The 16,821-nt window shown below is 65.2% G+C and carries 16 protein-coding genes; 12 read left to right on the top strand and 4 right to left on the bottom strand.

From position 1 onward, the window contains the following. The first annotated feature begins 7 nt into the window (after positions 1 to 7). The 6 genes from sdhD (at position 8) to creD (ending at position 6,495) form a co-directional block, all read left to right on the top strand. On the top strand, positions 8 to 394 hold the full coding sequence (gene sdhD / locus EO245_RS10030) for a succinate dehydrogenase, hydrophobic membrane anchor protein (RefSeq protein WP_128892797.1): 387 nt from the start codon (positions 8 to 10) through the stop codon (positions 392 to 394). Next, positions 394 to 2,229 carry a succinate dehydrogenase flavoprotein subunit gene (gene sdhA / locus EO245_RS10025; protein ID WP_128892796.1) on the top strand — a complete coding sequence of 612 codons (1,836 nt, stop codon included), beginning with the start codon at positions 394 to 396 and terminating at the stop codon, positions 2,227 to 2,229. Before sdhD ends, sdhA begins: the two co-directional genes overlap by 1 nt. A 68-nt stretch (positions 2,230 to 2,297) precedes the next feature. Beyond that, positions 2,298 to 2,828: a hypothetical protein gene (locus tag EO245_RS10020; RefSeq protein WP_128892795.1), complete on the top strand. Its 531-nt coding sequence runs from the start codon at positions 2,298 to 2,300 to the stop codon at positions 2,826 to 2,828. A gap of 132 nt (positions 2,829 to 2,960) precedes the next feature. Further along, on the top strand, positions 2,961 to 3,350 hold the full coding sequence (locus tag EO245_RS10015; RefSeq protein WP_128892794.1) for a BlaI/MecI/CopY family transcriptional regulator: 390 nt from the start codon (positions 2,961 to 2,963) through the stop codon (positions 3,348 to 3,350). After that, complete coding sequence (locus tag EO245_RS10010) at positions 3,347 to 4,894, top strand: M56 family metallopeptidase (protein ID WP_128892793.1); 1,548 nt, start codon at positions 3,347 to 3,349, stop codon at positions 4,892 to 4,894. Before EO245_RS10015 ends, EO245_RS10010 begins: the two co-directional genes overlap by 4 nt. Before the next feature lie 194 nt (positions 4,895 to 5,088). Beyond that, positions 5,089 to 6,495, top strand: a complete 1,407-nt coding sequence (gene creD / locus EO245_RS10005) for a cell envelope integrity protein CreD (protein ID WP_234026872.1) — start codon at positions 5,089 to 5,091, stop codon at positions 6,493 to 6,495. A gap of 36 nt (positions 6,496 to 6,531) precedes the next feature. Here the strand turns inward: creD and EO245_RS10000 are convergent, their stop codons facing one another. Together EO245_RS10000 and EO245_RS09995 are read right to left on the bottom strand one after the other, a co-directional pair. Next, the gene (locus EO245_RS10000; RefSeq protein WP_199798646.1) at positions 6,532 to 7,143 is read right to left on the bottom strand and encodes a hypothetical protein; all 612 of its coding nucleotides are present in this window, start codon (positions 7,141 to 7,143) and stop codon (positions 6,532 to 6,534) included. Next, entirely contained in the window at positions 7,127 to 8,002 is an 876-nt protein-coding gene (locus EO245_RS09995) for a neutral zinc metallopeptidase (protein WP_128892791.1), read from the bottom strand. The genes EO245_RS10000 and EO245_RS09995 overlap by 17 nt, the downstream gene beginning before the upstream one ends. Before the next feature lie 118 nt (positions 8,003 to 8,120). Here EO245_RS09995 and EO245_RS09990 point away from each other — a divergent pair, with 118 nt between their 5' ends. The 4 genes from EO245_RS09990 to EO245_RS09970 all read left to right on the top strand — a co-directional run bounded on the left by EO245_RS09990 (position 8,121) and on the right by EO245_RS09970 (position 12,292). Continuing rightward, the gene (locus EO245_RS09990; RefSeq protein WP_128892790.1) at positions 8,121 to 8,876 is read left to right on the top strand and encodes a 3-hydroxybutyrate dehydrogenase; all 756 of its coding nucleotides are present in this window, start codon (positions 8,121 to 8,123) and stop codon (positions 8,874 to 8,876) included. Positions 8,877 to 8,972: 96 nt separating this feature from the next. Next, complete coding sequence (gene guaB / locus EO245_RS09985; RefSeq protein WP_128892789.1) at positions 8,973 to 10,427, top strand: IMP dehydrogenase; 1,455 nt, start codon at positions 8,973 to 8,975, stop codon at positions 10,425 to 10,427. 120 nt (positions 10,428 to 10,547) lie between these two features. After that, on the top strand, positions 10,548 to 11,729 hold the full coding sequence (locus tag EO245_RS09975) for an RsmB/NOP family class I SAM-dependent RNA methyltransferase (protein ID WP_128892787.1): 1,182 nt from the start codon (positions 10,548 to 10,550) through the stop codon (positions 11,727 to 11,729). An 11-nt stretch (positions 11,730 to 11,740) separates the two neighbouring features. Beyond that, complete coding sequence (locus EO245_RS09970) at positions 11,741 to 12,292, top strand: tetratricopeptide repeat protein (RefSeq protein WP_128892786.1); 552 nt, start codon at positions 11,741 to 11,743, stop codon at positions 12,290 to 12,292. A gap of 4 nt (positions 12,293 to 12,296) precedes the next feature. Here EO245_RS09970 and EO245_RS09965 read toward each other — a convergent pair whose 3' ends face one another. Next, the gene (locus EO245_RS09965; RefSeq protein WP_128892785.1) at positions 12,297 to 12,770 is read right to left on the bottom strand and encodes an RNA pyrophosphohydrolase; all 474 of its coding nucleotides are present in this window, start codon (positions 12,768 to 12,770) and stop codon (positions 12,297 to 12,299) included. 14 nt (positions 12,771 to 12,784) lie between these two features. Further along, positions 12,785 to 13,735: an alpha/beta hydrolase gene (locus EO245_RS09960; RefSeq protein WP_128892784.1), complete on the bottom strand. Its 951-nt coding sequence runs from the start codon at positions 13,733 to 13,735 to the stop codon at positions 12,785 to 12,787. Between the two features lie 170 nt (positions 13,736 to 13,905). On the opposite strand from EO245_RS09960, the gene EO245_RS09955 reads away from it, so the two are divergent. Next, the gene (locus EO245_RS09955) at positions 13,906 to 15,765 is read left to right on the top strand and encodes a 2-oxoacid:acceptor oxidoreductase subunit alpha (RefSeq protein WP_234026871.1); all 1,860 of its coding nucleotides are present in this window, start codon (positions 13,906 to 13,908) and stop codon (positions 15,763 to 15,765) included. Next, positions 15,762 to 16,796 (top strand): 2-oxoacid:ferredoxin oxidoreductase subunit beta, encoded by a 1,035-nt coding sequence (locus EO245_RS09950; protein WP_128892782.1) that lies wholly within the window; start codon positions 15,762 to 15,764, stop codon positions 16,794 to 16,796. Before EO245_RS09955 ends, EO245_RS09950 begins: the two co-directional genes overlap by 4 nt. Positions 16,797 to 16,821 lie beyond the last annotated feature (25 nt).

Raw genomic sequence — 16,821 nt, 5'->3', positions numbered from 1 at the left:
TTGAACCATGGGTAACGGAACCTCGATCGGGAAGGTGCGCGGGCTCGGCTCGGCGCACGAGGGCGCGCATCACTGGCTGGTGCAGCGCTTCACCGCCATCGGCAACCTGGTGCTGATGCTCTGGCTTGTCGCCAGCTTCATCCTGCTGCCCGACCTCAGCTACGCCACCATGGCCGGCTATCTCGCGAAGCCCGTCCCGGCTGTCGCGATGGCCCTGCTGATCGTCAGCGTCTTCTGGCACGCACGCCTCGGCCTGCAGGTGCTGGTCGAAGACTACGTCCACACCCCGGGCAACAAGTTTGCCCTTATCGCACTTCTCAATCTCGCGACGCTCGGCGGTGCCGCATTCGGCATCTTCTGCGTCGCCCGCCTTGCTCTTGGAGGAGCCGCCTGATGGCTGACAATTCTTCCACCCAGCCTGCCTACAAGATCATCGACCACACCTATGACGTGGTCGTCGTGGGTGCCGGCGGTTCGGGCCTGCGTGCCACCATGGGTGCGGCCGAAGCGGGCCTGAAGACCGCGAATATTTCGAAGGTCTTCCCGACCCGTTCGCACACCGTTGCAGCGCAGGGCGGTATCGCCGCCTCGCTCGGCAACAACACGCCCGACCACTGGACGTGGCACATGTACGATACCGTCAAGGGCTCCGACTGGCTCGGCGACCAGGACGCGATCGAATATCTCGCGCGTGAAGCGCCCGCCGCCGTTTACGAGCTGGAGCACGCAGGCGTGCCCTTCAGCCGCAACGAGGACGGCACGATCTACCAGCGCCCGTTCGGCGGCCACATGCAGAACATGGGCGAAGGCCCGCCCGTCCAGCGCACTTGCGCGGCGGCGGACCGTACCGGCCATGCCATGCTGCACGCGCTCTACCAGCAGAGCCTGAAGTACGATGCGGACTTCTTCATCGAGTATTTCGCGCTCGACCTGATCATGAACGAAGTCGACGGCGAGAAGCGCTGCGTCGGCGTCATGGCGATGTGCATGGAAGACGGTGTGATGCACCGGTTCCGCGCGCAGGCCGTGGTGCTCGCAACCGGCGGCTACGGCCGTTGCTACTACACCGCGACCTCGGCCCATACCTGCACCGGCGACGGCGGCGGCATGGTGCTGCGTGCAGGGCTTCCGCTGCAGGATATGGAATTCGTCCAGTTCCACCCGACCGGCATCTACGGCGCAGGCGTCCTCATCACCGAGGGTGCGCGCGGCGAGGGCGGTTACCTCACCAACTCGGAAGGCGAGCGTTTCATGGAACGCTATGCGCCGAGCGCGAAGGACCTTGCCTCGCGCGACGTCGTCAGCCGTTCGATGGCGCTGGAAATGCGCGAAGGGCGCGGTGTGGGGCCGGATGGCGACCACATCTACCTGCACCTCGACCACATCGACCCGAATGTGCTGGCAGAACGCCTGCCGGGCATCACCGAGAGCGGCAAGATCTTCGCGGGCGTCGACCTGACCCGCCAGCCGCTGCCCGTGACCCCGACCGTCCACTACAACATGGGCGGCATCCCCTGTAACTATCACGGCGAAGTCGTGACCATCGGGCCGGACGGCAATCCGGACCACGTGGTCCCTGGCCTGTTCGCCGTCGGCGAGGCTGCCTGCGTGTCGGTCCACGGCGCGAACCGCCTCGGCTCGAACTCGTTGATCGACCTCGTCGTATTCGGCCGTGCGACCGGCCATCGCCTGCGCGATATCCTCAAGGGCGGTGTGAGCCAGGCCGAACTCCCGGCCGACAGCGCCGATTTCGCGCTCAGCCGCGTCGATCATTTCCGCAATGCCAAGGGCGGCTCGCCGACCGCGGCGATCCGTGCGGACATGCAGAAGACGATGCAGAAGCACGCGGCGGTCTTCCGCGACAGCGCGCTGATGTCGGAAGGCGTCAAGCTGCTCGCGCAGGAGAACAAGCGGATGCAGGACATCCACGTCTCCGACCGTTCGCTGATCTGGAACACCGACCTGCTCGAGACGCTCGAGCTCGACAACCTCATGGCGCAGGCCGTCGTGACCATGTCGAGCGCGGAAAACCGCAAGGAAAGCCGCGGCGCCCACGCGCACGAGGATTTCCCGGATCGTGACGACAAGAACTGGATGAAGCACACCGCGGCCTGGTTCGAAGGCTGGGGCGGCAAGGGCGGCGACGTGAAGATCGACTACCGTCCGGTCCACGAATACACGCTCACCGACGACATCGAGTACATCAAGCCGAAGAAGCGGGTTTACTAACCGCCAAGCTTCGGATGCTATTGAAGGCTGTGCCCGCCTGGACGGGCACAGTCGCATCCGAGGTTTGAATGGCACTCGAAGAACGGCCCGACGGATCGCTGATCCTGCGCATGCATGTGCCGCTGGCGGCTAGCGTGTTCGTCATGTTGCTGTTCTTCGGCTTCGGCTTCATGTTCGCCTACGGGCTGCTTTTCGAAGACGCGAGCGATGTTGTGTATCGCGGGCTCGACCTCGGCTTCAGCCTCGATCCGATAATCTGGGACGCTCTGTTCCTGCTCGGCATGCTTGCGATGCTCGGGCCCGGGATGTTCATCCTTCTCGGGCTGCTGCGCGGCAGCAAGCCCTACGTCCACATCGGTGCAAAGCGCCTCGAAGTGCGCGATCGGCCGATGGCGAAGGACATCGGCATTCGCTGGGACGAGATCACCCGGCTCGACCGCTTTCGCATCCAGACCCTGCCGGCGATTGCGGTGCGGGGGAAGGGCGGCAAGAAAGTGCAGCTCTCCGCCCATACGTTCAAGGATGAGCGCGATTTCGAACTGCTCTGCCGCGAGATCGAAGCGCGCAAGGACATCGCAGCGATTTCCGCATCCGCCTGACCGTCCGCCCGCTCGCCGTTCGGCAGCCTTCCCATGTCGTTCGTCGAAGCTGAACGCGTGTTCATACAGGCTTCATGTTTACAGCCGTAGTCGATGTGCCTACACCTGTAGTCGAAACGTGGGAGGTCGGCTGTGGCACGCGGCGAAGACGATAAACCGGAACGCATCAGCGAGGCTGAGCATGCTGTGATGGAGGTCCTGTGGGACCGCAGCCCGCTCACCGCCGCCGAAGTTTGCGAGGCGGTGTGCGAAGATCGCGACTGGAGCCTCGCCACGGTCAAGACGCTGCTGTCGCGCCTGGTCGGCAAGGGTGCCCTTGCGACCCGGCCCGACGGTCGCCGTTTCCTCTACCAGCCCGTTCTCGAACGCTCATCCTATGTCGGCACCGAAAGCCGCCGCCTGGTTGACCGCCTGTTCGGTGGCCGTGCAGCCCCGCTCTTCGCGCATCTCGCGGAAAACGAGGCGCTGACCGATGACGACCTTTCGGAAATCGAGGCCCTGGTGAAGGAGCTGCGCAAATGAGCATGCTCCTCGACACGATCCTGTGGACCGGCGTGCTGATTGCGCTCGTCCTGGTCCTTCGCCGCCCGGTCGCCCGCCGCTTCGGCCCGCAAGTCGCCTACATGCTGTGGGCGCTGCCCATGGCGCGGCTCGTCATGCCGCCGATCACCCTGCCGAGCTGGATGGCCCCGCAGGAGCCGGTCTCCGATGCGCCTGCCGCCGTCGAGCCGATGGCTTTCGCTTTCGACTTTAACGGAGAGGCTGCTGCACCTGCCGCCGCCGCTGCCGCGCCGGCAATCGACTGGCTGCTCGTCGCGCTCGCCGTCTGGGCGCTTGGCGCAGCTGCCTTCATGGTGCGGCGTTTCCAACAGTATTTCGAAATGCGCCGCGAGCTTTTGTCCGAAGCGCGTCCGATGGGCGAGGCGGGCAAGATCCGCCTGCTCGAGACGCCCGCGACCGAAGCGCCGATCGCCTTCGGGGTGCAGGACAAGGTCATCGCCCTGCCGATCGGCTTCATGGCGCTGACCGACCGCGCGACGCGCGATCTCGCGCTCGAGCACGAGCTTGCCCATCACCGCGGGCAAGATTTGCTCGCCAATTTTCTCGTCCAGCCGCTTTTCGCGATGCACTGGTTCAATCCGTTGGGGTGGGTTGGCTGGCGCGCAATGCGGCGCGACCAGGAAGCCGCCTGCGATGCCCGGGTTATCGCAGCGCGTGGGACTGAACAGAAGGGGGCCTACGCCTCCGTAATCGCCGGTTTCGCGACCGGACCGCATGTCGCCCTGGCAGCGCCGATGGCGTGCCCGGTGCTGGGGGACAAGTCGATTATTCACCGTTTGAGGAGTCTCACAATGTCGAACCACTCACCGCGTCGCCGGAATACCGGGCGCGCCCTGCTGGCCGCCGGCCTGATCGCGCTGCCGCTGACCGCTACGATCAGCTATGCAGCCGCGCCCGTGCCCGCTCCGCCCGCAGCACCGGCTGCTCCGACGACGGTGCCCGCACCGCCGGCGCCGCCCGCTCCGCCGCTCCCGCTCGCAGTCCAGGTCGCTCCCGAAGTGGACCAGTGGGAAGAAGCCGATGTCGACCAGCAGGAAGAGCGCGAAGTCCGCGTCATCCGTATCGAGGACAAGGACGAGGACGGCGAAAAGCGCACCGTCCGGCGCGAACGCAAGGTCGTGATCCACGGCGACGAGAAGATGTCCAGGGAAGAGCGCCAGAAGATGCTCGCCGAAGTCCGCAAGGAACTCGCCGAAATGGACATCGAGATCGACGAGGCGATGGAAGAAGCCCGCGTCGCCATGCTCGAATTCGACGACGGCAAGCACGGCCTGACCAAGGTCAGCGTGACCTGCCGCGACGGCAGCAAGGGTGCCGAATTCCGCGATGGCGACGGCAAGAAGGTCACCCGCCTGTGCACCAGCGAAATCATGGCGAGCGCGCTCGAAGGCCTCAAGACGGCCCGTGCCGAGATCGCCAAGAGCAAGGAAATGGACAGCGACATCCGCGCCGAGGTGCTTTCCGCCCTCGACGAGAAGATCGCTGAAATGAAAAGCCGGAACTAGACTTTTCCCGAGGTTCTGACCGGCCTTGAGGGCGGGAGTGGCTTGGACCGCTCCCGCCCTCTCTCAATTCCGGCACCTGTGGCCGAGCGTATGCCAAGCCTATGGGATGCCACGCGAAACCATCCTCCCGCACATTCACAGCGCATTCATTCGTCGCTCGTATTGCACGGTTCACCGCAGCAAGGGAGGTTCAAGTGCAAAATCGCAGCCCGGGGCTGAAGCTCCTTTTCATGTGCGTGATCGGCTTCATGCTGATCGTGCCGCTCGCCATGGTCTACCTGCTCGTCAGCGACCGCGAGAGCCAGTCGGAAACCGCGCAGGAGGCGATCACCGCAGGCTGGGGCGGGGAGCAGACGATTGCCGGGCCGATGCTGGTCATCCCCTTCGAAGCCGAAGTGACCGAGACGGAAACCGTCAACGGCCAGAACCGCTGCCGTACCGTGACCCAGCGGCGCGAGCTGTTCGTCTCGCCGCAGAAGCAGGTCGTGCGGACCGAGCTGCAGCCCGACTACAAGGAATATTCGATCTACCGTTCGGTGATCTACGATTCCGACACGAGCGGCGAGGCGACCTTCACGCTGCCGGACGATCTTTCACGCATCGATGTCGAACGCTCGGCACTCCAGTTCGACCAGGCGGAACTGCGCTTCGGCATTTCCGATCCGCGCGGCCTGACCGACGGGACGAGCGTGCGCGTGGCGGGCGAGCAGTTGGCATTGAAGCCCGGCAACGGCCCGCGCAGCACCGGCGGTGCGGGGTTCTCCACCTCGGTCGAATGGGACGGCGAGGGCGAGCTTCCGGTCGCGTGGACCTATGGCCTGCGCGGCAGCAAGAGCTTCGCGCTGATCCCGCGCGGCGGCGAGACCGAATGGACCATCACCTCGCCGTGGCAGCATCCCAGTTTCGTCGGCAGCTTCCTGCCCGACAACGACAACCGCGAAATCGGCAGCGACGGCTTCACTGCCAAATACGAAGGGATCACCAATCTCGCGCTGGGCGAGGCGCTGGTTTCGACCAATGAGGCCGGTCCTCCGCCGTCCTTCGGCATGGAAGTGCCGATCGATCGCTACAGCGCGGCCGAAACCATGCCCGGCGGTGGCAGCAAGCTCGCTGCGATCCGTCTCGTCGAGCCGGTCGATCTTTACAGCCAGGTCGATCGTTCGGTGAAATACGGCTTCCTGTTCATCGGCTTCACCTTCCTCGCCTATTTCATGTTCGACGTGGTCGGAGGCGCGCGTGTGGCATCGGCGGAGTACCTGCTGACCGGGGTCGGCCTGATCCTGTTCTTCGTAATGCTGCTCGCCTTCGCCGAGGTGGTCGGCTTCACGCTTGCCTACCTCATCGCGAGCGGCGCAATTATCGGGCTGCTGACGGCCTATAGCGCGGCCGTGCTCGGCGGGTGGCGCAGGGCAGGGATGATCGGCGGAATGCTGGTCGGCCTTTATGCCGCGATCTACGTGCTGCTCAGCCTCGAGGCATGGTCGCTGATGATTGGCTCGATCCTGCTCTTCGCAGCACTCGCAGCTGTGATGTACGCAACGCGCAATGTCGAGTGGTCGATCGGCCAGAACGAGCGTGAGGAAACCGGTTACGCCGGTTGATGAGGACGGGCGGGGGCCTCTTTCCGAGGCTCCCGTTCAGTCGCCCTGGACGACTTCGCCGGAGACGAAGGTGACTTCGCCGTCATCCTCGGATCCGGCGTCTTCGTTTTCGGTCATCTCGACCTCGTCATCATCGGAAATCGTGATCTTCACGTCGGCGGGGCGCGCCGGGTAGGCACAGCCGCGCTGTTCGCCGAGGCCCTTGAGATAGCCGCGCCGCACCGCGCCTGCGAGGATGGCTTCCTGGAAATCGCGCTCGCGATCGGCGGCGCCGGAAATCTCGCGAATCACCCCGCGGAAGGGGATTAGCGATCCGACCGCGCTCTTGGCGACCTTGCCGATGGTGATGTCCCGCCGTTCCTCGGTGTCGATATCGAGGTCGGGGCCAAGCACGACGTTGAGCCGCTCGATCTCGCGATTGAGGTCGTCGCATCCGACAAGCGTCTCGCTCGCATAGGGGGCGACGACGGCGTCCTGCAGCGCCTCCGGGATCGGATCGCTCGAAAGGTTCAGGTCCTGGATCGGCGTGGTCGCGACATCCATCGCGTCCGGGTCACGGTCGGTCACCCTCTCGGGCTGGTCCTGCGCGGCGAGCGGGCTGCCGCAAAACAGCAGCGCCGCGCCAATAAGCCTAGCCGATCTCGACAATCCGGTCGCACTGCCTGTCATCACCCGTCTCCAATCCGAGCCGCAGCGCCTGCATGCGCTGCTGGCTCGTGCCATGTGTGAAACTCTCCGGATTAACGCGCTGGCCGGCATTTCGTTGCAGCGTGTCGTCGCCGATCGAGCTTGCCGCGCGCAGGCCCTCTTCCATGTCGCCCGGCTCGATCAGGTTGCGGTTCTTGCCTGCCCACACGCCGGCATAGCAGTCGGCCTGCAATTCCATGAGGACCTGAAGCTGGTTCGCCTGGCGCGGATTACGCTGCTGCGCGCTGCGGATCTGGCCGGCGACACCGGTGATCGTCTGGATGTGGTGGCCATATTCGTGCGCGATCACGTAGTAGCGCGCGAAGTCGCCGCCGGTCCCGGCCATGCGGGCGAGCTGGTCGTAGAAGCTCGTATCGATATAGATCGTCTCGTCCGCCGGGCAGTAGAACGGGCCCGCAGCCGAGGTTGCGCTGCCGCAGCCGCGCGTATCGACGCGGCCATCCTGGAACAGGTCGAGCTCGGGCTGGCGGAAGCCGACGTTCTGCTCGGCAAAAGTCCGCTCCCACGTCGTGTTGAGGGAATCGAGCGCATTGCACGCCTCGAGGGCGTATTCGCTGCCGGTGCAGATCGCCACCTCGTCCTGCGAGGCAGTGCCCTGCTGTCCGCCGGGGCCCTGCTGGACCGTCGTCGGGCCGGAGAAGTTCTGCAGCGCCTCGGGGCCGAACAGCACGGCCACGAGCAACAGGACGACGAGGCCGCCGCAGCCCATCTTGCCGCCGCCACCCATCGGGAAGCCGCCGCCGCCTCCGCGGCTCGAACGGACCTTGATATTGCTTGGATCGAATCGATTGAGGCGCATGCTCTCTCCCCGGTTGCAGCCCTGCCATCGCAGAATAGCCTTTGCGGAAGGGCTGGACACCCGGTGTGATGCCCGTAACAACCGCGCTCTGCAACTGGACAACCTCTCGGAGAAAATCATGTTCCTCAAAGGCAAGCGCGCCCTCGTCACCGGCTCCACTTCGGGCATCGGCCTTGCCGTCGCCCGTGCAATGGCAGCCGAAGGTGCAGAGGTCGTGCTGAACGGTTTCGGCGACGAAGGAGAGATCGCCAAGCTGTGCGAGGAACTCTCGGCCAGCCATGTCGGCGCCGACCTGATGACGCAGGAAGGCTGCGAGGAATTGATGGCAAAGGCCGGTCCGGTCGACATCCTCGTCAACAATGCCGGCATGCAGCACGTCTCGCCGGTCGAGGATTTCCCGGTCGACAAGTGGAGCGCAATCATCGCGCTCAACCTGACGGCCGCTTTCCACACTACGCGCCTTGCCGTGCCGCATATGAAACAGAAGGGCTGGGGCCGCATCATCAACACCGCCAGCGCCCATTCGAAGACCGCATCGCCCTTCAAGAGCGCCTACAACGCCAGCAAGCACGGGATCGACGGCTTCACCAAGACCATCGCGCTCGAACTGGCGCAGACCGGCGTGACGGCGAATTGCATCAGCCCGGGCTATGTCTGGACCCCGCTTATCGAGGGGCAGATCCCCGACACGATGAAAGCGCGCGGCCTGTCTCGTGACGAAGTGATCAACGACGTGCTGCTCGCCAAGCAGCCGACCAAGAAGTTCGTCCAGGTCGAGGAAATCGGCGCGCTGGCGACTTTCCTGTGCCGCGAGGAGATGGGCAACGTCACCGGCGCGAACTGGAGCATCGACGGGGGCTGGACGGCGGAGTAACGCCGCCCGCGAATAAATCGCAGCGCGCCCCTAGCGGGTGTCACAAACTGCGGTTACATGGGCCGCCACGAATCTTCCGACGCGAAAGTGGCACCTATGGACATTCCCCTTGGCCTGACATTCGACGACGTATTGCTGCGTCCGGCCGAGAGCGACATTCTGCCTTCGATGGCGAATACCTCGACGCGGCTGACGCGCGAGATCGGCCTCAACATCCCGATCCTGTCCGCAGCGATGGACACCGTGACCGAAGCCGACATGGCGATCGTCATGGCGCAGCTGGGCGGTATCGGCGTGCTCCACCGCAATCTCGACATCGCGGAACAGTGCGCGGCTGTGCGCGCAGTGAAGCGTTTCGAAAGCGGCATGGTGGTCAACCCGATCACCATCGCACCCGATGCGACTTTGGGCGAGGCGCAGGCGATCATGCAGCAGAACCGCATCAGCGGCATCCCGGTCACCGACCGTGACGGCAAGCTGTGCGGTATCCTGACCAACCGCGACGTGCGTTTTGCCGAGAACCCGAACCAGCCCGTGCGCGAGCTGATGACGACCGAAAACCTCGCGACCGTCCCGCTCGGCACCAGCCAGGAAGACGCCCAGCGCCTCCTCCACCAGCGCCGGATCGAGAAGCTGCTGGTGGTCGACGACGACTACAAGTGCATTGGCCTGATCACGGTGAAGGACATCGAGAAGGCCGTGACCTATCCCGAAGCGACCAAGGATGCCGCCGGGCGCCTGCGCGTCGCAGCTGCTACGACCGTCGGCGACAAGGGCTTCGAGCGGACCGAGGCTTTGGTCGATGCCGAAGTCGACGTCGTCATCATCGACACGGCGCATGGTCATAACAAGGACGTTGCCAAGGCGGTCGAACGGGCGAAGAAGCTGTCGAACTCGGTCCAGATCGTCGCCGGCAATGTCGCGACGGCGGAAGCCACCCGCGCGCTGATCGATGCGGGTGCGGATGCGGTCAAGGTCGGCATCGGCCCGGGCTCGATCTGCACCACGCGCGTCGTCGCCGGTGTCGGCGTCCCGCAGCTGACCGCGATCATGGAAAGCGCCGAAGAAGCGGCGAAGTCGGACATTCCGATCATCGCCGACGGCGGCCTTCGCACCAGCGGCGATGCGGCCAAGGCGCTTGCGGCAGGCGCGTCGACCATCATGGTCGGCTCGATGCTGGCAGGCACGGCGGAAAGCCCGGGCGAGACGTTCCTCTACCAGGGGCGCAGCTACAAGGCCTATCGCGGCATGGGCAGCGTCGGCGCGATGGCGCGCGGCAGTGCCGACCGCTATTTCCAGGCCGACGTCTCGGCGATGAAGCTCGTTCCGGAAGGCATCGAGGGCCAGGTCCCGTTCAAGGGCCCGGCATCCGATGTGATCCACCAGCTCGTCGGCGGCATCAAGGCGGCCATGGGCTACACCGGCAGCGCGACCATCGCGGACCTCAAGGAACGCGGCAAGTTCGTGCGCATCACCAATGCCGGCCTCAGCGAAAGCCATGTCCACGACGTTGCGATCACCCGCGAGGCGCCGAACTATCCGACGCGCTAGCTTGATGTGTTCCCTCCTCCGTCATCCCCGCGCAGGCGGGGATCCAGGGAGGCAGGTGCGGTTCGTTTTGGCTCTGGATTCCCGCCTTCGCGGGAATGACGAAATGTTCGAGGAGGCCCTGTGACCCCCGCAGCACGCGTCCAGGCGGCAATCGAGATACTCGATGCGGTGATCGAGGCAGCACGCACCCGCGGCGCGCCGGCCGACCGGATCATCGCCGATTGGGCACGGTCCAATCGCTATGCCGGATCGAAGGACCGCCGCGCCGTGCGCGAGCTGGTATATTCCGCGATCCGTGCTTGCGGACCGATCCCGGTGCATGGCCGCGCGGCGATGCTGCAGCTCGCCGAAGAGGACGCGGCAATTTCCGAGCTGTTCGACGGCTCGCGCTTCGGGCCGGCACCGATCGGTTCGTCGGAAAAGCCTGCCGAGGGTGGTGTGGCTGCCGACTGGCTGGTTTCCGCTCTCGCCGCCTCGGGAATTGAGGGCGATGAGGCGACTGCGCTTCTCGACCGCGCGCCGCTCGACGTGCGCGTGAACACGCTCAAGTCCGGCCGCGACACCATCGAACTGCCCGAATCCAGCGAGAAGCTGGCAGCGCCACAAGCCCTGCGTTTCGCGACCGGCACGCAGGTCGAGCAATGGCCCGCCTATCGCGACGGCCTGATCGAGGTGCAGGATCACGGCAGCCAGTGGGCCTGCGCAGCCGTGTCCGCGACGCCCGGCGAGACGGTCATCGACCTGTGCGCAGGAGCGGGTGGCAAGACACTCGCCCTGGCAGCCGCGATGGAGAATACCGGCACGCTCATCGCCAGCGACACGGACAAGCGCCGTCTCGGAAACCTGCCGCCGCGCGCCGAGCGGGCAGGGGCGGGGATGGTCGAAACCGTCCTGCTCGATCCCGGCAAGGAACTGGAGGCGCTGGCCGGTTACCACGGCAAGGCGGACGCGGTACTGGTCGATGCGCCCTGTTCGGGCAGCGGCACCTGGCGCCGCAAGCCCGAGGCGCGCTGGCGGCTCGATGCCAAGGCACTCGACCAGTTCGCCGAGACTCAGTCCAAGCTGCTCGAGATCGCTTCCAAGCTCGTCAAACCGGGCGGCAGGCTGGTGTTCGTGACGTGCTCGGTGCTTGATATCGAGGGCGCGGACCGCGTTGCGGCGTTCCTCGCGGAGAACCCCGCATGGCAGGCCGATACGCCCGCGCTACCCATCGGCAGGGCGCGAGGCGAAGGAATTCGGCTCACCCCGTTTCACGATGGCACGGACGGATTTTTCATCGCGAGTCTAGTTTTGCCGTGTTAACGTCGCGGTCTATGGCAAAGCTACGCACGCCCGATTTGCCTGCCGTGAAGGAGTTAATCATGCGCTACACCCCGATTGCAGCTGCCCTCTCGCTCGCCCTTGCGGTGACTTCGAGTGTGGGGCTTGCGGGTGAACGCGAAGCAGCTCCGCGCGCGGCGATGCTGATTGCCGAGGGCGAGGCTGCGCTCGAAGCGGGCCAGCCGCAGAAGGCGATCGATGCGTTCGAGGCCGCACTTGCGGTCGATCCGGCGCACACGCCGATCTATCTCAACCTTGCCGAAGCCGCGCGCCGCGAAGGGCTGCAGGGCAAGGCGATCACCTATTACCGCGAAGCGCTGGAACGCGAGCCGGAAAATCTCGCCGCCATCTCGGGCGAGGGCGAGGCGCTGGTGGAAAAGGGCGCGGTCGAGAAGGCCCGCGTGAACCTCTCCAAGCTCGAGGCGCTGTGCGGCAGCAATTGCAGCGAAACGCGCGACCTCGCCATGGCCATCCAGCGCGGCCCGCAGCCGCGCGTCCTGGCCGCGGAAAACGTGCTTCCCGACGCGCAGGTGACGCAGAACTGATCGCTCAGATCAGGTCGCGAAACGCTTCCAATACAGTGCGATAGACGCGCCTTTTGAAGGGCACGATAAGCTCGGGCAGGCGCTCGGGCTCGACCCACATCCATTGCGAGAATTCGGGCGGATCGTGCGCTTCGATGTCGATATGCGTATCTTCGCCGGTGAAGCGGGCGAGGAACCACGACTGCTCCTGCCCGCGATATTTTCCGCCCCACAACTTGCCGATCAGCTCTTCCGGCAGGTCGTAGCGCACGGTCTCGGTCATCTGGCTGATGATAGCGACATGCTGTTCGCGCGCGCCGGTTTCCTCCGCCAGCTCGCGCAGGGCAGCATCGCGCAGGTCTTCGCCCGGATCGACGCCGCCTTGCGGCATCTGCCAGGCACCCGAATCCTTGTTGTCGATCCGCTGGCCGACGAATGCGCGGCCTTCGGCATTGACCAGCATCACCCCGACGCAGGGGCGGTAGCCGAGTTCTGTCATTTCCAAACCAGTCCTTATCCGTATCGCGAGAGCTTCACCTTGATCGCGCCGAGGAACGCCTCGAGATCGCCCTGACCGCTGGGAATTGCCTTTCGCAAGGTGGTGAAGCCGTGGATGATTCCCGGGAATTCGAAATAGCTCACTTCGGTGCCCTGCTGGATCAGGTGCGCGGCATATTCGCGTCCCGAATCGCGTAAGGGATCGAGCCCGGCGGTGCAGATCACCGTCGGCGGCGTGTTCGAGCAATCGCCGACCATCGGCGTGTGGCGCGGGTCGCTCGGGTCGCCGCCATATTGCTCGGTGAACCATGCCATGGCCGCGCCGGTGAGCAGGAAGCCGTCGAAAAAGTCCTTCAGGCTCTGGTGCTCGCTGACGTCGCTCGCGACCGGGTAGATCGGTGCCTGCACCACGACCGGCACGTCGGCGGGATCGTTGGCCAGCTGGTTGGTCGTGACGATGGTCAAATTGCCGCCTGCACTGTCGCCGGTGATGACGAGGCCGGTGATCTTGCGGCCCAGCGCCGCAGGCGAAGACGCGATCCAGCGCGCGGCAGCCTCGCAATCGTCGGGCGCGGCGGGGAAGGGGTGCTCCGGCGCGAGGCGGTAGTCGACCGAGACCACCGGCAAGTCGAGGAAATGCGAAATCTCGGTGCAAAGGTTGTTGTAGACCTCGAGGTCGCCGATCACGAAGCCGCCGCCGTGGATGAAGACCACGCAGGGGCCGGGTTCGCGCGTTTCCTTGGTGTCGTAGAGACGCAGCGGGATATCGCCTGCCGGTCCGGGGCAGGTCAGGTCCTTGACGACTGCCAGCGGCTTGGCATCGGCTTCCGCCACTGCGCCCATCGCGCGCATCTGCTGGCGGCCTTCCTCGTGCCCCACTTCCTCGACACCCTGTCCGCCCATCTGCTCGAGCATCGAAAGGAATGCTTTCACATCGTCGCGCACGAAATGTTCCGTATCGGCCATTTTCCGGTCTCTCTCCCTGTTGAACGATCAGCCTAGCGCAGCCTTCGGCTATTTCCACTCGACTTTTTGTGACGTAGGAGAAAAACTTGATTGCGAGAGGATGCTGCGGCTCATAGGTGCCGCAGCCCGAAAACAGCACCGCTTTAACGGTGCGAGACGAAGGAATGTCCATGGCGACCCAAGCCGCCGACGCGCCGCAGGAGGCGCAATCTCCCGATGCCGTAGTGGTCCGATTTGCCGGCGATTCCGGCGACGGCATGCAGCTGACGGGCGGTCAGTTCACGCTCTCCACCGCGCTCGCGGGCAACGACCTTGCGACTTTCCCCGACTTCCCGGCGGAAATCCGCGCGCCGCAGGGCACGCTGTTCGGCGTCTCTGCCTTCCAGATCAATTTCGGCAGCCGCGAGATCAACACCGCGGGCGATGCGCCCGACGTGCTGGTCGCGATGAACCCCGCGGCGCTCAAGACCAATGTCGGTGCGCTCAAGCCCGGCGGCCTGATCATTGCCGACACCGGCGCCTTCACCAAGCGCAACCTCGAAAAGGCGAAATACGACAGCAACCCGCTGGAGGACGACAGCCTCGCGAAATACGACGTGCTTGCCTTCGACATCAGCGAGAAGACGATCGAGGCGGTGAAGCCCTTCGGCCTCGGCAACAAGGACGCGCTGCGCTCGAAGAACATGTGGACCCTCGGCCTCGCGCTGTGGATGTTCGACCGCCCGCGCGAGCCGATCCACCAGTGGCTCAAGGCCAAGTTCAAGACCAAGCCCGATATCGCCGATGCGAACATCGCCGCGCTCGATGCGGGCCATGCCTATGGCGAAACGGCGGAGCTTTCCGGCCCGCTGCGCCAGGTGCATGTCGACCCGGTCGAAAGCGATCCCGGCCTCTATCGCACGATCACGGGCGCGGAAGCCGTCAGCCTCGGCCTCGTTGCCGGTGCGCAGCTTGCCGAACTGCCGATGTTCTTCGGCGGCTATCCGATCACGCCCGCCTCGGCGATCCTGCACCATCTTGCGCGGCTGAAGGAATTCGGCGTCACGACCTTCCAGGCGGAAGACGAGATTGCCGCGATCTGCGCTGCCATCGGTGCAAGCTACGCCGGGCAGCTCGGCGTCACTTCGTCGAGCGGTCCGGGCATCGCGCTCAAGACCGAGGCGATGGGCCTTGCGATCATGACCGAGCTTCCACTGGTCATCGTCAACTCGCAGCGCGGCGGCCCCTCGACCGGCCTGCCGACCAAGACCGAGCAGAGCGATCTCTACCAGGCCGTCTATGGCCGCAACGGCGATGCGCCGATGCCGGTGATCGCGGCGAACAGCCCGGGCGACGCGTTCGAATGCGCGATCGAGGCTTGCCGCATTGCAGTCCAGTACATGACCCCGGTGATGCTGCTGACCGATGGCTACATCGCCAATGCAGCCGAACCGTGGAAAGTGCCCGATCCGGCGAGCTACGAGCCGTTCCCGGCGACCTTCCTGACCGAGAAGAACGGCGGCGGCGAACTGCTGCCCTACAAGCGCGACGAGAAGGGCGCGCGGCCGTGGATCAAGCCGGGTACGCCGGGCCTGATGCACCGCATCGGCGGCATCGAGAAGGCCGAGGATACCGGCCACATCGACTATTCGCCCTCGAACCACCAGGCGATGACCGATGCGCGCAAGTCCAAGGTGCTGGGTGTTTCGGTGCCCGACCAGGAAGTCGCCTCGGGCGAGCCGGGCGGCAAGCTGGTCGTCGTGGGTTGGGGCTCGACCTTCGGCCCGATCCGCCGCGCCGTCGACAATTGCCGTGCAAAGGGCATGGACGTGAGCCATGTGCATGTGCGCCATGTCTGGCCGCTGCCGGCCAATCTCGGCGACCTGCTCAAGAGCTACGAACGCGTGCTCGTGCCGGAGATGAACACCGGCCAGTTCAAGACCGTGCTGCGCGACCAGTATCTCGTCGACGCACAGCCGCTGACCAAGACCAGCGGCCAGCCTTTCACCATTGCCGAACTCGAAGCAGCGATCGAAGGAGCGCTGGCATGAACGCACCTGCCAAGATCGAAACCACGCTGAAGGACTGGGTCACCGACCAGGAGGTCCGCTGGTGCCCGGGTTGCGGCGACTACGCGATCCTCAAGGCCGTGCAGCGCACGCTGCCCGACCTCGGCGCGGATCCGGCGAAGACCTGCTTCATCAGCGGCATCGGCTGCTCGAGCCGGTTCCCCTACTACATGGAAAGCTACGGCTTCCACACGATCCACGGCCGCGCGCCTGCATTCGCAACCGGCGTAAAGCTCGCCAATCCGGAGCTCGACGTGTGGCTCGTTACCGGTGACGGCGACGGGCTGTCGATCGGCGGCAACCACATGCTGCATGTCCTGCGCCGCAACGTGAACATGCAGATCATGCTGTTCAACAACGAGATTTACGGTCTCACCAAGGGCCAGTACTCGCCGACCAGCCGCGTCGGTACGCGCAGCCCCTCTACCCCGATCGGTTCGGTCGACCGGCCCGCCAATCCGGCGGCTTTCGCTCTCGGTGCAGGTGCACGCTTCGTCGGGCGCGGCTTCGACGTGTCGAAGAACCTGCCCGATGTCCTCAAGGCAGCCCATGCCCACCAGGGCGCGGCCTTTATCGAGATTTTCCAGAACTGCATCGTCTACAACAAGGACGTGTTCGACGATTTCGCCGCGCCCAAGGGTGCGGAAGATCGCCAGCTCTGGCTGGTGCCGGGCGAACCGATGCTGTTCGCCGGCGACACCATGGGCATCGCGCTCGACCGCGAGGCGCTGTCGCTCACCGTAGTCGATGTGGTCGATGGCGATTGGAAGGCGGCCGGCGTGCTGGTCCACGATGCGACCAACCGCATGATCGCGCACCTGCTCGCCGAAATGCCCTTCGGCCCGTTCCCGATGGCGCTCGGCGTCCTCTACGACGATCCGCGCCCGACTTTCGAGAGCGCGGTCATCGAAGAGCGCGCGCGCTCGAGCGAAGGCAAGGACACGAGCCTCGCCAAGCTGCTCGCCAAGGGCCAGACCTGGACGGTCGACGGGACGGCGCAGGACCCGGTCTGACCTAGTCAGGGTGAGCGAAGCCTAG

The sequence above is a fragment of the Erythrobacter sp. HKB08 genome (assembly GCF_004114695.1).
GTDB lineage: Bacteria > Pseudomonadota > Alphaproteobacteria > Sphingomonadales > Sphingomonadaceae > Parerythrobacter_A.
The sequence above is the reverse complement of the archived record's forward strand: the minus strand, read 5'-3'. Positions and strand labels throughout refer to the sequence as shown.

What these genes read in the sequence shown, in the direction of transcription:
- sdhA (WP_128892796.1), top strand. Translation starts at nt 394, where the DNA reads ATGGCTGACAATTCTTCCACCCAGCCTGCCTACAAGATCATCGACCAC.
- EO245_RS09965 (WP_128892785.1), bottom strand. Translation starts at nt 12,770, where the DNA reads ATGACAGAACTCGGCTACCGCCCCTGCGTCGGGGTGATGCTGGTCAAT.
- EO245_RS10020 (WP_128892795.1), top strand. Translation starts at nt 2,298, where the DNA reads ATGGCACTCGAAGAACGGCCCGACGGATCGCTGATCCTGCGCATGCAT.
- EO245_RS09955 (WP_234026871.1), top strand. Translation starts at nt 13,906, where the DNA reads ATGGCGACCCAAGCCGCCGACGCGCCGCAGGAGGCGCAATCTCCCGAT.
- EO245_RS09970 (WP_128892786.1), top strand. Translation starts at nt 11,741, where the DNA reads ATGGCAAAGCTACGCACGCCCGATTTGCCTGCCGTGAAGGAGTTAATC.
- EO245_RS09950 (WP_128892782.1), top strand. Translation starts at nt 15,762, where the DNA reads ATGAACGCACCTGCCAAGATCGAAACCACGCTGAAGGACTGGGTCACC.
- sdhD (WP_128892797.1), top strand. Translation starts at nt 8, where the DNA reads ATGGGTAACGGAACCTCGATCGGGAAGGTGCGCGGGCTCGGCTCGGCG.
- EO245_RS09960 (WP_128892784.1), bottom strand. Translation starts at nt 13,735, where the DNA reads ATGGCCGATACGGAACATTTCGTGCGCGACGATGTGAAAGCATTCCTT.
- EO245_RS09990 (WP_128892790.1), top strand. Translation starts at nt 8,121, where the DNA reads ATGTTCCTCAAAGGCAAGCGCGCCCTCGTCACCGGCTCCACTTCGGGC.
- EO245_RS10010 (WP_128892793.1), top strand. Translation starts at nt 3,347, where the DNA reads ATGAGCATGCTCCTCGACACGATCCTGTGGACCGGCGTGCTGATTGCG.
- guaB (WP_128892789.1), top strand. Translation starts at nt 8,973, where the DNA reads ATGGACATTCCCCTTGGCCTGACATTCGACGACGTATTGCTGCGTCCG.
- EO245_RS09995 (WP_128892791.1), bottom strand. Translation starts at nt 8,002, where the DNA reads ATGCGCCTCAATCGATTCGATCCAAGCAATATCAAGGTCCGTTCGAGC.